The sequence below is a fragment of the Pseudoalteromonas carrageenovora IAM 12662 genome, assembly GCF_900239935.1.
Lineage (GTDB): Bacteria > Pseudomonadota > Gammaproteobacteria > Enterobacterales > Alteromonadaceae > Pseudoalteromonas > Pseudoalteromonas carrageenovora.
The window spans coordinates 1-13,362 of the sequence record NZ_LT965930.1 but is presented as its reverse complement, the minus strand read 5'-3'; the positions used below and the strand labels follow the sequence as shown (position 1 = coordinate 13,362).

Sequence of the window (13,362 nt, the reverse complement as noted above, 5' to 3'; positions counted from 1 at the left end):
GATAAGCGTTATTTTACCTAGTTAAATAATGATCTCAGCATAATGGAGATCAGATCTACACCATGTTTTTAGGTCAAAGGAAGTTTGCTTATGGGGATAACATCGTATACAAACATGATGGAAATCGGATCTAAAACACACATTCTGGGGGTAAGTGTGTTTATAACCTATGTATAACTATATGATTTTAAAGAGCACATAGAGGAAATATGATCTATAACATAGTGTAAACATGATCCATACATAGAGGTTTATTGATCTGCAAATTAAAACAAAATTATTTATATTCAATAACTTATATGAATAACTTATCCTTTAACCTTATACCTATTATTTAACTATATTAACCTTATTATTATCCTTAAGAGTAAATTACATATAAATTAGCACTATTTTTTAATGATAAAAAAGGTATATAAGAGCCATCGTGTCTACAAGTGGTATACTTACAATAGCAGCCACTGAACAACCTATTCTGTCTCATAAATCATAAGCAAGATAAACCCTTGAACATTTTTTAAATACCTAACTAAACCTCATTATTTTAATTGGAACCTCTGGCCATAAGCTTTCATATTATGTTTGCTATTCCGACAAAATAAATTAATACAATAAAAATTAAAAAAAGAATCTAAGTTGAACCTATATGGATTCGTAGTATTTTCACTCTAGCTTGTATAGTTAAACCAACCTTCATTGCGAAAAACTTGCTTTCACAACATCCCCCACCACTCTGTATAAGCTTTTAATATGGAATTTCGATTGCTAACATGACTTCATTAAAATGAGCCCCTTTGAAGCCCAGCAGTACTAATTCTAAGCCTAAAATTTAAGGCTTTAATCAACCATAAATAATAAAGTCCGTTGCTCTCTCGGATTAAATTCACTCCTATATGTTAGGTATGTAGACCATATGAAGTCTAAGGAGTGCGATTATTCCTCTTAAATTAGCAATAACGTTACATTATGCCAATAAGGTATTACCCAAAAAATTCTATCTAGGAGCTATTTACTCTTTGTTGTCTACATTGATCTGGATGAATGTCATGAGGAGAGAAAGGAGGCTTTCACTTAACACTCTAAGTTACAAACCTTACGTAGGGATTAAATAGCTCCTAGCTTTAATGAACTTTAATCTGTAAAGATCAACAGCCCCTAAACACATTTGAAAAGAAGCTATTCGAGCACGTAATTAGCTGTAATAAGGACTAAGGTATAGGAGTATTTTCCACAATGTGGAAAAATAAATGACAAAAAATTTTAAGCGCTTTGATTAAAAAAATACTGTTTATTGAATTGTCAAAAGTTTGATAACAGCCCTATTTAGCTTTCTCACTTTAATCAACTTACCTTAAGTTTTCTTTAAGTTTCGCTCGTTAAGTTTAAACCCTAAAATACAAACAGGTTTAAATGAGCGAGCTTATGCAATTAGCCCACACTTCTACATCATTAGGTTTAACACAAAATAACAGTCAGCTTATTAGTGCTCGTATTAATGATGCGCATCGAAAAAAACTCGAAAATACAGTGAAAGAAGGTTTTTTAGTTGCGTATAACGCTAAGCTTAGTTCTTTTATGCCACTACTTTGTCAGTACGTTACCGAGCAAGGAAAGTGTACGTTAGGGCTAAGGCAAGCAACTTCGCCATTGTTTATAGAGCAGTACTTAGCATCACCCGTTGAAGATTTTATAGATGAGAGCATTTCTCGCAATAAAATTTTTGAACTTGGTAATCTTTGCTCTACAAATCGTAGGGCAACACTTGCGCATTTTATTATTGTTAACGAAGCTCTGCAAAGTGTTGGGGCAAAACATTTAGTGTTTTGTGCAACCAACAAAGTGCGTGCTTTATTGCGCTTACTTGGTGTTACGTGTACTGAAATTGCACTTGCTAGCAGTTTTGTAGTTGAGAACCCATTAAAGTGGGGCAGCTATTACGCTAACCAACCAACAGTATGTATTGTGAGCCTAGAGCAAGCTCATCAACAAGTATTAAATACCCCAATGCTTTATAGTTTAATGCAGCAAAACCACTCAAATATCAATTCGTTGGTAAACGCATTGGTGAATGTATGAATTACTATAATACGCATTCAGCATCGCCATTAATTATTGCCCATAATAAAGATCTAACACGTGAAATTAATGGCGATGAGTTTAACCAGCAAATACAAAAAGTAGTAAAAATACTACAAAGCTTTAACAACAGAGGTATTGCTTATAAGCTCGATAATACGCCAGCTTGGCTTATTATTGATGCTGCTACTGCAGTTTCCAACAAAGTGGCTGTGCCAATTGCTCACTTTTTTAATGAGCAACAAACTCAATATGTACTAGCGCAATGCGGCGCTAATCTATTTATTAGCGACACGCTAAACCCTTTACTTGGGGAGCCTGTTACCTCTATTACTGTGTTTGAGCTTTACACATTATATATTTACGAAATCGTTGTAGCTAAACCCGTTAGTTATTTTTCAGAAACTCAAAAAGTAACATTTACATCAGGCTCTACTGGGCAACCAAAAGGCGTGTGTTTATCTGCAAAGAGCCAAATGCAGGTAGCTCAATCTCTGTGCGATAAAATTAGTATTAAAAATCCAGTTCATTTATGTTTATTGCCGCTAGCTGTATTGCTTGAAAATATAGCTGGCGTGTATGCCCCTTTAAAAAGTGGCGGTACAGTACACTTAATGTCATTAAATGAATTAGGCTTTGTTGGAACTACATTAAAACAGCCCGCACAGCTTATCGCTGCTATTAATAAAGTTAAGCCAAATACGCTTATTTTAGTACCTGAGCTATTAGCATGCTTAGTTGCTTTTGCAGAAGATGGGTGGCAACCGCCTAGTTCGTTACAGTTTATTGCAGTAGGTGGTGCGCTTGTCAGCGAAATGCTATTAACCAAAGCGCGTAGCTTAAACTTACCGGTGTACCAAGGTTATGGCCTTTCTGAGGCGGCATCTGTCGTTAGTTTAAATACACCCACAAACGATAACATCCACAGTGCCGGCTCTGTGTTACCTCATATTCAAACCAAAATTGAAAATGGTCAGCTTTTTATAAAAGGCGATTTGTTTTTAGGTTACTTAAACCATCAACCTCACAACAAAAACCAGTGGTATGCAACTGGCGATCTAGTAGAACAGCGTCAAAATACTTTATTTATTAAAGGCCGATTAAAAAATCTAATTATTACCAGCATGGGGCGCAATATCAGTGCCGAGTGGCCTGAATCACTATTACTCAGTCAAAGCGGTATTTTACAAGCCGTTGTGTTTGGTGAGGGGCGACCTTTTCTCAGTGCCATTATTTACGCCGATACAAAGCTAAGTAACCCAGTGTTAGCGCAATACATTAACGAAATTAATAAACAACTACCCGACTATGCACGAATTCAAAAGTGGCATCGTTTAACGGCCCCATTAAGTGTGCAACAAGGGTTATTAACAACAAATAATCGCCCAAAACGAGATGCCATAAGTAAGCAATACCATGCTGTATTTGATCAATTTTACCGACTTGGAGAAGTAATTAATGAGTGATTTTTTTAACATCCTTAAAGAGCAAACTAAACAAGAGCAAAACTACCTGCTTGCAGCACCGATTATCCAGCGTGTTTTTAAAGGCGAAGCATCACTTGAAGAATACGCCTCGTTTTTAGCGCAAGCGTATCACCATGTTAAACACACTGTGCCATTAATGATGTCGGTTGGTGCACGATTAACCGACGAACAAGAATGGTTGCGCGAAGCCGTCGCAGAATACATTGAAGAAGAAATAGGCCATCAAGAGTGGGTACTTAACGATATTGCAGCCTGTGGTTTTGATAAAGAAATAGTGAGGTGTAGTCAGCCGCAATTTGCTACCGAAATGATGGTGTCGTATGCGTACGACTCCATTGCACGTAAAAATCCTTTGAGCTTTTTTGGCATGGTACATGTGCTTGAAGGCACTTCGATAGCGCTTGCTGATGGCGCGGCTTCAAACATTGCAAATGCTGTGGGCTTACCTAAAAGAGCATTTAGTTATTTAACCTCTCACGGCGCACTTGATATAGAGCATGTAAAGTTTTTTGAAAACCTGATGAACCAAATAACAGATGAGGCGGATCAACAAGCCATACTTCATGGTGCAAAGCGCTTTTATCGTTTATACGGCGATATATTTCGTGGACTTGATGACGAACCATTTTTTAAAGCAAGTGCTCACGGCAAATTAGCATGAGTAGTTCTTTATGTGTATTAACTGGTGCAACAGGCGGAATAGGGCAAGCAATTGCTAAAGCCCTATATGCAAAAGGGTGGACGTTACTGCTTGTAGGGCGAAATACCCAAGCCCTTGAAAAACTGAGCCGTGAATGCCCAGACAGTGAAATATTTACGGGCGATTTAACCGACGATACAACACGTATTAACCTAGCAATAAAAGCCAAGCAACTCGGCGGCGTTAAATTACTTATTAATAATGCTGGTATAAATACAATGCAAAGCCTTGAGCACACAAGTAATGAGCAAATAGATAATATGCTTATTACTAATTTGTCGGTGCCTATTAAATTATGCCAGCTATTTTTAGGCCAGTTAGCGTATACCAAAGGCACCATTGTTAACGTGGGATCATCGTTTGGCAGTATTGGCTACCCGTTTCAAACGCTTTATTGCGCCAGTAAATTTGGTTTACGTGGTTTTACAGAAGCGTTATCGCGTGAGTTAAATGGTTCAGGCGTTAAAGTGGCCTATTTAGCACCAAGAGCAACAGATACATCTATTAATAGTAGTAAAGCGCGGGCAATGAATAAAGAGCTCGGTAATAAAATGGACTCACCAGAATTAGTTGCTCAAGAGTTATTAGCTCTTATAAGTTCAAACCAAACAAGGCGCTTTATTGGTTTTCCTGAAAAATTATTTTCACGCATAAATGGCGTATTCCCACGCGTTGTTGATAACGCTATTGCAAAGCAACTTCCTAAAATTAAACGTTTTTTAAGTTAACAAACACACAAGGGCAAAATTATGTATAAATTTACACTCGCATTTTATTTAATACTAACCTCTGTATTTGCAACTGCAGTACACGCAGATGAAGCGCAAGACTTAACCGATATTCAACAAAAGTGGGCAATTGCTAATTACGAACTTGAAGACGATGCGCAAATAGACGCGTTTACGCAACTAAGTGAGCAAAGCGCATTATTTGTTAAAAACTATCCAAGCTCAGCGCAAACACATATTTGGAATGGCATTGTGTTAGCTAGTTTTGCTGGCGCAAAAGGGGGCTTGGGCGCACTTGGTTTAGCAAAAGAAGCAAAAGCGTCACTCGAAAATGCACTCTCGATTGATGGCACTGCACTCAATGGCTCAGCTTACGCAAGCCTAGCAACGCTTTATAGCAAAGTACCTGGCTGGCCAATTGGTTTTGGTGATGACGACAAAGCTGAAAAATTATTTAAACAAGCGCTCGCTTTTAATCTCGAAGGCATTGATACTAATTACTTATACGGTGAATACTTGTATGACGAAGGCGATTATAAACAAGCTAAAGCGCGACTACTTGTAGCACAAGCTGCTGGGATTCGTGATACTCGGGCAAAAGCAGATAAATATCGTCAACAAGCAATAAGTCAGTTATTGGCAAAAGTAGATAAAAAATTAAAAAGATAAACACATAATGCATTTATTACTCGTTGAGGGCGATCATTTAGTGGCGCAAGGGCTTATTCGCTCTTTGCGCCAAGAGGGCTACAGCGTAGAGCACAGTGGCACAGTAAAGCACGCCTTAGAGTGCCTTTCTAGTGGTGAGATTGAGCTTGTTATTCTCGATTTAGGATTGCCTGACGGCGACGGCTCGCAAGTTTTAAAGCATATTAAAGCGCAAAAAAAAGTAATACCAGTGGTTATTTTAACTGCACGCGGCAGTATTGACGACAAAGTCCAAGGGCTCGATATGGGGGCAGATGATTACCTTGCAAAGCCGTTTGACCCCGCTGAGCTATTTGCCCGTTTACGTGTAGCAAGCCGGCGCATTAATCAAACACAATCAAGCTTATTACGCTGTGGTGATGTAGTAATGGATACTTCTGCTCATACAGTTAAACTAAGTGGGCAGTCACTTACACTACCTCGAAAAGAATACATGCTTTTAAAAGCGCTGATGGAAAATCAGGGAAGGGTACAATCAAAACAACAACTCGAAAACAAACTTTACCAATGGGGTGAAGAAGTCGGCTCTAATGCCATAGAAGTGCATATTCATCATCTTCGTAAAAAATTCCCTAGTGATTTTATTAAAACCTTACGTGGCATTGGCTACGTGGTTGGTAAGCGTTAGAGTGTATTTGTTTTTCGAGGTTGAAAATGTCAATTCGTAAACGTCTGACCTTAATTTTACTTTCAATGATGGTGCTAACTTGCTTTTTAGCATTAGTAAAAGGCTATCAAAAAAGTATGCACCACGGTGAAAGTTTGCTTGATGATGAACTTAAAATAGTGGCTGGCGTTTTAATTGAGCAACCATTGGCACTAAGCACAGATGCAGTACAGGTCAGTAATAATAGCGCTCAGTTGTTGTATCAAATTTGGCAAAATAATAATTTACTTAGTGGCTCATCGAGTTTAACGAATAACCAAATTAGTTTTAGCGAGGGCTTTCAAACAGCCAATGTAGCAGGGCAGCGTATGCGGGTATTTGTGATGAGTAAAAACACCCGTAAAATCATCGTTGCTGAACCTATGGCAAAGTGGTTTGAATTAGCTGAAGCCGTTATTTTATCTGCAATGTTACCTATGCTATGGGCAGTCCCTCTGCTTGCTATTTTTATTAGCTTTTTTGTTAAATACGCATTAGCCCCTCTGACTCGATTATCTAAGCAATTAGCGTCTCGCCAAGCTAACGACTTTACGCCAATTAACTGGCAAGTAACTGATGAAGAAATTAAACCGGTTATTAATCGTTTAAACGACTTATTTAAGCGCGTAGAAACTGCCTACTTACGGGAGCGCTTTTTTGCCTCAGATGCTGCCCATGAGTTACGTACCCCACTTAGTAGTTTAAAAATTAACGTACATAATTTGGCTAATAAACAAAGTAATCTGCAAGACCATCAAGAATTACAAGCTATGTCGCAGGGCATTAATCGCTTAAGTAATATTGTCGAGCAAATGCTAATTTTAGGGCGTACTCAGCCCGAGCAATGGCAGAGGCAGTTTAGTGAGCAATCAGTACTAACGATTACTCAGCAAGTTGTATCGGAACAATATGATAAGATAGATGAAAAAAACCAAACTATTAGCCTTGAAGGCGACGATTTTGTTATTAATGGTGATGAATTTACATTAACCACACTCATCGCTAATTTACTTAGCAATGCCATAAAGTACACTCCTGATAATGGTCAAATTATAATTAAATTAGTATCAGGTAATGATGGCTTTAGTTGGCAAATTGATGACTCTGGTGCGGGCATGACTGAAGAGCAAAAAGAGCGAATATTCAATCGTTTTTATCGAGTAGGTGGCGACCAGCATCCATCAGGCGAGCAAGGTGCCGGTTTAGGTATGGCGATTGTTCAACATATAATTGCTATTTATGGCGCAAGTATTCATTTAGCGAATAGTCCTTTAGGTGGACTAACCGTTAAGGTTACTTTTACAGGAGTAAAAAGTGACTAAACGTTTATTTAATCAGTGCCTTTGTTGTTTGTTATTTTTGTCGTTTAACGCGGCGGGTAAAGAGTACCTTATTGTTTTGAAAAATCACTTATTCTATCCCTCACAAATTACCATTCCCGCAAATAAAAAAGTAAAACTATTGATTGAAAACCAAGATAGCACACCAGAAGAGTTTGATAGCTTTGATCTAAACAGAGAAAAAGTGCTTTACCCAAACCGTAAAAGCATTATTTATATAGGGCCGCTGAGTAAAGGGTATTACGAATTTTTTGGTGAGTTTTCGCCAAATACAGCAAGGGGCATTGTTATAGTTAGCGATGAAGGGGCGCAGCATGCTAATAACTAGTTTAGTCATGAGCCTTAATCAATTACTACCAGTGGCTATTTTATTAGTGCTACTACAAGTAGCTAAAAAACAAAGCGCTTTAAAAATAGGATCTGCTTTACTAATTGGCGCGCTCATGTCGTTTTTGTACATGCAAAGTGCATCATGGGTGAGCCAATGGTTTGAACACGAAGGGCTAGAGTACTCACAAATAGGGCTATGTATTACTATATTTATTGCCGTATTAGTATTTGCAATAAGACAAAAATCAACGGCTTTTTATATTGCAGTTATAAGCACAATAACATTGTATTTAAGCCACTATATTATTTACCTCACCAGTTTTTGGCAAAATAATGATGCAGGGCAAAGCTTATTTATTGGAACTTTATTAGGTGTTGGAATTTGTTTAAGTTTTAGCGTATTGCTGTACTTTTTAATGAATGCAATTAAGTATCGCTTTGGTATGTATCCGCTTTTTATTTTGCTTGCTCTTAATAGTGCAGCAAAGTTATTAGTCGCACTGGATTTAGCAAGCCAAATAGATTTGATTACAAGTACAGCAACCGTTTGGGACTTACGAGATTTGTTAGGCGAAAATTCTGAGCTCGGGCGTGTACTGCGAGCTCTTGTGGGTTACGAGGCTACTCCTGATCTAATGAGTGTACTTATATATAGTACAAGTAGCGTGTTATTTTTATCACTTTGTTATCTTATTTCGGCTTCAATATCTAAGGAACGTGTATGAAAGCACTCAACCTATATTTAGCGCTTAGCTTTACCGTTTTTTGTTTGTTGGTATTCTCAATCCCAGCAAAGGCCGATGGAATTGTTGTTGATAAGGTATATCACCCCTATGTTTTACCTTTTGAGCGAGAGTTTGAATGGCGGTTAGTGTCGCACCAAACAGATAGTGGCAACATACTAGCGCAGCGTTTGGGTGGTGGCGGTGCTATTAACGATACAATGGCACTAGAAGGCTATTTAGTTGGTGAGCGAGATGACAACGGCGACTTTGGTTTAGAAGCTTATGAGCTTGAACTACGCTGGCAATTGATTGAGCAAGGTAAATTATGGGCCGATTGGGGGGCATTATTTGAGCTTGAAAAAAAACATAATGAAGATGTGTATGAAGCAACTACGGGTTTTGTGATAGAAAAAGAGTTTGGTAAAACAAGCTTAACTATGAATGCCTTTTTAGTGTACGAGTGGGGGCAGGATATTCAAAATGAATGGGAAAGTGAGTTTAGAGCGCAATATCGCTATCGCTATCGTTCTGCTTTTCAGCCATCTATTGAGGTGTACGTAGGGGGAGACTTTGTTGGTATAGGCCCAGGGTTTATAGGTTTACAGCGTTTTGATGGACAAAAACAATTAAAATGGGAAGCAGGGCTTATCACTGAGATAAGCCAATCTGAAAAAAATCATAGCTTTAGGCTCGCATTAGAATTTGAATTTTAATTACACGTTTTATATGCGCCCTTTTAATTAGGGTAGTTCACCTCAATATGGTGATATTCGTTTAAAAGAAATATACGTTACTACTGCCAAAAAGGGGGATTAAGTTGGGAGATATTGATAAGTATTCATGCTAGAAAATTTATACATTATCCGCAGGTAATTCCAATTTAATAAAAATTGCTTTTCCACATTGTGGAAAAGACATTTAAAAATAAAGGCTATGTTGGTACAACTAAGAGTTAAAACTCGTTAAAAGCATTTCTAATATATCGGGACTCACTTTCGACTCGTCTATTGAAATATTTACACCATTCTTTGTCGTCGTAAATTTTACACCACTTACGTTGCTTTTTATAAGCTCTTTAAATTTACCGTTATAAACCGTCTCATCTTGCGCTTTGTCACTTTTAATTCTATTTAAAATATCGCGCTGTAACTTTTTAGATTCCTTTTCTAAAAACTCGTTTATTTCTAATAATTCTTCTTTAGATTCTTTACCAGTAAGCGGTGATGTTTTAATCGCTTTAAAATGTATAGCTAAATTATCTAGGTAATTATCTTTATTATGTTTAACTAATTCGCGTAAAAATGGAGTAGATATAAATTTTAGGGCTGGGAACAGTTTTATAATGTCATTAGGTATATTTGAAAAGCTTAATGCGTAATACACGTTGCTTTTTTTCATCCCCAAAATTTCGCAAAGCTTTGTTCCTGTTAGCTCCATACCATTTCTTTTCTCCAGCTTATTCTTTAACTCACTAATTGAACGTGCTTTATCCATATAGCTAGGCTCTGAGTATTCATCCATTACTAAGGCGAAATGAGCACGTTCTTCTTCCGTTAAATCTTTGGCGACAACTAAGGTTAATTTTGTATCTGGTAAAAGAGAAACAGTGTAAGCACGACGAAGGCCACCTAGGATTTCATACTTTCCATCAACAAGTTCGGCTCTAACGGCTTCGGTATTACCACCTGTAGATTTTATTGAATGATAAATATCGAGCACCGACGCTAAAGACAAGTCTTCAAAAGACCGCTTATTATAAATCGACTTTGTACACTTATTTAAAACATCCAGGCTTTCAATTTCAACACGTTCCCATTCAATGTCTCGTTCAGAAATAGGTGAACGTTCAACTATATTATTTCCACTATTTTTTGTAATAAGCTCATCTAGATTAGTAGTTGTAATTTTACGTCCGATCACGGCTCGTTTTTTGGTATTCATAGTGGTCTAGCCTTTGTTTTTTCTATTAAATGTAATTGTGTCAAATACTGAACGTGTGAATTCCTCAGCCTTTAAACGCGCTTTTTTCAACGCATCTCTATCACCAGGATAAAATTTTGGATTAGTTGAAAAAACAGTCCCAAAACTTTCACCACAACGTTCAAATGCTGTTGATAACGGCAAAGACGTATCTAGCATATCTGCACCGCAAACCTCACGAAGTAGGCTTTGGGCATCAGCGTGGTCTGATTTCCTCGCAATCTTAGCCATATATCCAAATATAGAACTAAGTTTGATTTCACTGCCTGCCGTTTCGGTCATATCAAAAAGTTCAGGGAGTCTTTGCATAAATTTCAATGTCGAGTGAAAATCAACCTGAGCAGGGGGGACGGGTATTAAAAATGTATCGGCTGCAACAAAAGAGTTTAATAGGAATGCATCTAAATGAGGCCCTGAATCAATAAAGATAAAATCATAATCATGTTCTAGCTTATCAATTATATTTTCTTGAAGAACATCATATATATTTTGTCCAGGCAGATGCTCATTTGCTAACTTTTCAAATTGAGAGGCTATAAATGCATCCTCAATAGAGGCTGGTATAATATCTACGCCAGATACGTTCGTTGGTTTAACAAACTCTTCCAATAATTCTTCACGGCTTACATTCTGAAGCATTGCCTGGGCAACAGTTTCATCTACAACGCCAATAGAAAGGTCGTGTTTCATAAACATTGTTGCACTGGCCTGTGGGTCCAGGTCTAGCACTAGGATTCTCAAATCATGGTGAAGTAGGGCAGGGGTGCACCTTAAGCCGTGAGCGAGGGTCACGCTGGAAACCGTTTTCGCAACGCCACCTTTAAGGTTTGTAAGGAAAATTGTATGGGCTTCTTTAAATTTATCACGGTATTTAGGCACACCTCTGTGTTCATAAATAGCGGTAATATCTTTATGTCCCATGCTATAAACATTATTTAAACCAGCCTGCTTTTTTTGGAACTGATATCCCTCCTGCTCCATCTCAGCTACAGCTTTATCAACTTTTGCCTTAGCTAGTTCTGGTAAACTTGCGACTGCAGACTTTGAGTATGTAGGTTCATACCTTTCAGCATTAAATTCTATCTGAGAATTAGTAATTTTCTCTGACAATGCCTCCAGGGTTAGTTTCGCCCTAGTGGCTATTTTTAGTATTCTGTCATCCATCAGCTTACCTTGAAATGTGCAGCATTTTATAAAGTTAACATATAATGCTGCATATTAATGAGTTTGTAAACACTAAATGGAATAATTAGTTTCTTGTTTAATTGTTATGTATTTCAATGTTATGCACTTATACACAGACACTATAAATTATATTATTTCTATTAAAGAATATAGAGACTATTAATATATAGACTCTTTATCTAATTGAAAAATAAAGGTTTTTCAATTGCTTTAGATCAGTTTGATGGTATTCATGATCACTTTAATGGTATAGATGATCATATTGATGGTGTTAGTGATCACAAAGATGGTATTGCTGATCATATAACTGGTATTGTGATTACACATTTATGGTGTGTTCAGTAGTCGATATCTTTTGTTAACTCTATTAAAGAATTAACTTCATCCCTTAGCTGTTTCTCTTTTTCATTTACTGTATTTTTATTTAGAGCCATGCTTCTATTTAGAGCTTTTTCAACTTTATCCGCTTCATCATCTTGGCCAAGGTAGCGATAAGCAAACATTAGCTGTGTTAGTTCTGCAGGAGATAGCTTTTCCTTTTGAATTAATTGTTTAGAAATTAATTCTTTCACTGTATTTAGCGCATCATGAGTATTTAACTCTTCTGTAGTACCTTTATTTAGCCATCTAACAAGAAATTTTATTTCAGAAATTTTTTTACCTTGTGTTTTTAATTCATAACCAATGTCGTTATTTTCGCTTTCTAGAAATAAAAACTCCTTACGAGCAATAGGGTGACCACGTAAGATTTCGATGCTATCTCTAACGCAGCGTTTCATGAATACGCCGTTGTTTTTAAAAGAGCTTTTATTTTTTTTCAGCCGCCCACTTTCATCGAGTAAACCAAAAAGTCCTTTCAGCTCGTCAATTGCAATGTAATGCATTTCATAACCGTCTTTTTTAAATCGGCTTAAAATTTCGTACAATCTTTTTGCGTATTCTTGTTTTATATCTAAATAAGTTTTTGTTGTTATTAATGCAAACCCTTGTTTATATTCAATATATTCACTTTCAAGCATGTCGTTAGGCACCATCGTTAACATGCCTCGTTTATACTTAATATTTTTAAATAGAGGTTTGTAATCAAATTCAAAGTCGCCAGAGGTTCCTTCTACTTTTATACCTATTTTGTAACTTGCAAGTCGTTCAGCTGCAGGAGATAAAATACTGCCAACATGTTTAGAGCTTATATTAAGCCACTCTGATAGCTGGCTTGCTGTATATGTATACTGCGGTGTACTTTTTTCCCAATCGGAATCTTTCATCTGTGCCATCATTAGTGCAAATAGATCAGCTTCTCTTTGCGACAAATCTTTGCGGCTGAATACAAGTTTATGCCCTTGTTTTATATGTTTAGGTAAATTTGAACGAGAAATTGGGTTTGGGTTTAGTTTTTTTTCCATTTTCATACCAGAAATCTGTAATTAATAGGCTTAAAATACACAATACTGGTCAAC

At 37.0% G+C, this 13,362-nt stretch carries 14 protein-coding genes; 11 read left to right on the top strand and 3 right to left on the bottom strand.

What is annotated here, in order from left to right:
• Positions 1-1,422: 1,422 nt before the first annotated feature.
• From ALFOR1_RS19960 to ALFOR1_RS19915, 10 genes are read left to right on the top strand one after another with little or no spacing between them, the layout of a single operon-like run.
• Positions 1,423-2,076: a thermostable hemolysin gene (locus ALFOR1_RS19960; RefSeq protein WP_104644282.1), complete on the top strand. Its 654-nt coding sequence runs from the start codon at positions 1,423-1,425 to the stop codon at positions 2,074-2,076.
• Positions 2,073-3,542: an AMP-binding protein gene (locus ALFOR1_RS19955; protein WP_104644198.1), complete on the top strand. Its 1,470-nt coding sequence runs from the start codon at positions 2,073-2,075 to the stop codon at positions 3,540-3,542. Before ALFOR1_RS19960 ends, ALFOR1_RS19955 begins: the two co-directional genes overlap by 4 nt.
• Positions 3,535-4,224, top strand: coding sequence for a TenA family transcriptional regulator (locus tag ALFOR1_RS19950; protein WP_104644197.1), 690 nt, complete (start codon positions 3,535-3,537; stop codon positions 4,222-4,224). The genes ALFOR1_RS19955 and ALFOR1_RS19950 overlap by 8 nt, the downstream gene beginning before the upstream one ends.
• Positions 4,221-4,991: an SDR family oxidoreductase gene (locus tag ALFOR1_RS19945; protein WP_104644196.1), complete on the top strand. Its 771-nt coding sequence runs from the start codon at positions 4,221-4,223 to the stop codon at positions 4,989-4,991. Before ALFOR1_RS19950 ends, ALFOR1_RS19945 begins: the two co-directional genes overlap by 4 nt.
• Positions 4,992-5,012: 21 nt before the next feature.
• Positions 5,013-5,660 (top strand): tetratricopeptide repeat protein, encoded by a 648-nt coding sequence (locus ALFOR1_RS19940; RefSeq protein ID WP_039488809.1) that lies wholly within the window; start codon positions 5,013-5,015, stop codon positions 5,658-5,660.
• 7 nt (positions 5,661-5,667) lie between these two features.
• Positions 5,668-6,327 (top strand): response regulator, encoded by a 660-nt coding sequence (locus ALFOR1_RS19935; RefSeq protein WP_104644195.1) that lies wholly within the window; start codon positions 5,668-5,670, stop codon positions 6,325-6,327.
• 26 nt (positions 6,328-6,353) lie between these two features.
• Complete coding sequence (locus ALFOR1_RS19930; protein WP_104644194.1) at positions 6,354-7,667, top strand: ATP-binding protein; 1,314 nt, start codon at positions 6,354-6,356, stop codon at positions 7,665-7,667.
• A complete protein-coding gene (locus ALFOR1_RS19925) occupies positions 7,660-8,013 on the top strand; it encodes a cupredoxin domain-containing protein (protein ID WP_104644193.1) in 354 nt (117 codons plus the stop codon). The genes ALFOR1_RS19930 and ALFOR1_RS19925 overlap by 8 nt, the downstream gene beginning before the upstream one ends.
• Positions 8,000-8,740 carry an iron transporter gene (locus ALFOR1_RS19920; protein WP_104644192.1) on the top strand — a complete coding sequence of 247 codons (741 nt, stop codon included), beginning with the start codon at positions 8,000-8,002 and terminating at the stop codon, positions 8,738-8,740. Before ALFOR1_RS19925 ends, ALFOR1_RS19920 begins: the two co-directional genes overlap by 14 nt.
• Positions 8,737-9,453: a hypothetical protein gene (locus tag ALFOR1_RS19915; protein WP_104644191.1), complete on the top strand. Its 717-nt coding sequence runs from the start codon at positions 8,737-8,739 to the stop codon at positions 9,451-9,453. The genes ALFOR1_RS19920 and ALFOR1_RS19915 overlap by 4 nt, the downstream gene beginning before the upstream one ends.
• A 232-nt stretch (positions 9,454-9,685) precedes the next feature.
• On the opposite strand, the gene ALFOR1_RS19910 is transcribed toward ALFOR1_RS19915, so the two are convergent.
• Positions 9,686-10,681 carry a hypothetical protein gene (locus ALFOR1_RS19910; protein ID WP_104644190.1) on the bottom strand — a complete coding sequence of 332 codons (996 nt, stop codon included), beginning with the start codon at positions 10,679-10,681 and terminating at the stop codon, positions 9,686-9,688.
• 6 nt (positions 10,682-10,687) lie between these two features.
• Positions 10,688-11,884: an AAA family ATPase gene (locus ALFOR1_RS19905; RefSeq protein WP_104644189.1), complete on the bottom strand. Its 1,197-nt coding sequence runs from the start codon at positions 11,882-11,884 to the stop codon at positions 10,688-10,690.
• 204 nt (positions 11,885-12,088) lie between these two features.
• Here ALFOR1_RS19905 and ALFOR1_RS19900 point away from each other — a divergent pair, with 204 nt between their 5' ends.
• Positions 12,089-12,250, top strand: a complete 162-nt coding sequence (locus ALFOR1_RS19900) for a hypothetical protein (RefSeq protein WP_158657449.1) — start codon at positions 12,089-12,091, stop codon at positions 12,248-12,250.
• Here the strand turns inward: ALFOR1_RS19900 and ALFOR1_RS19895 are convergent.
• A complete protein-coding gene (locus ALFOR1_RS19895; protein WP_104644188.1) occupies positions 12,244-13,308 on the bottom strand; it encodes a replication initiation protein in 1,065 nt (354 codons plus the stop codon). The two genes, ALFOR1_RS19900 and ALFOR1_RS19895, sit on opposite strands and share 7 nt — an antisense overlap.
• Between the last annotated feature and the right edge of the window lie 54 nt (positions 13,309-13,362).

Excerpts from the sequence above, each read along its gene's own strand:
- ALFOR1_RS19960 (WP_104644282.1), top strand. The coding sequence starts at position 1,423 with ATGCAATTAGCCCACACTTCTACATCATTAGGTTTAACACAAAATAAC.
- ALFOR1_RS19955 (WP_104644198.1), top strand. The coding sequence starts at position 2,073 with ATGAATTACTATAATACGCATTCAGCATCGCCATTAATTATTGCCCAT.
- ALFOR1_RS19950 (WP_104644197.1), top strand. The coding sequence starts at position 3,535 with ATGAGTGATTTTTTTAACATCCTTAAAGAGCAAACTAAACAAGAGCAA.
- ALFOR1_RS19945 (WP_104644196.1), top strand. The coding sequence starts at position 4,221 with ATGAGTAGTTCTTTATGTGTATTAACTGGTGCAACAGGCGGAATAGGG.
- ALFOR1_RS19940 (WP_039488809.1), top strand. The coding sequence starts at position 5,013 with ATGTATAAATTTACACTCGCATTTTATTTAATACTAACCTCTGTATTT.
- ALFOR1_RS19935 (WP_104644195.1), top strand. The coding sequence starts at position 5,668 with ATGCATTTATTACTCGTTGAGGGCGATCATTTAGTGGCGCAAGGGCTT.
- ALFOR1_RS19930 (WP_104644194.1), top strand. The coding sequence starts at position 6,354 with ATGTCAATTCGTAAACGTCTGACCTTAATTTTACTTTCAATGATGGTG.
- ALFOR1_RS19920 (WP_104644192.1), top strand. The coding sequence starts at position 8,000 with ATGCTAATAACTAGTTTAGTCATGAGCCTTAATCAATTACTACCAGTG.
- ALFOR1_RS19915 (WP_104644191.1), top strand. The coding sequence starts at position 8,737 with ATGAAAGCACTCAACCTATATTTAGCGCTTAGCTTTACCGTTTTTTGT.
- ALFOR1_RS19910 (WP_104644190.1), bottom strand. The coding sequence starts at position 10,681 with ATGAATACCAAAAAACGAGCCGTGATCGGACGTAAAATTACAACTACT.
- ALFOR1_RS19905 (WP_104644189.1), bottom strand. The coding sequence starts at position 11,884 with ATGGATGACAGAATACTAAAAATAGCCACTAGGGCGAAACTAACCCTG.
- ALFOR1_RS19895 (WP_104644188.1), bottom strand. The coding sequence starts at position 13,308 with ATGGAAAAAAAACTAAACCCAAACCCAATTTCTCGTTCAAATTTACCT.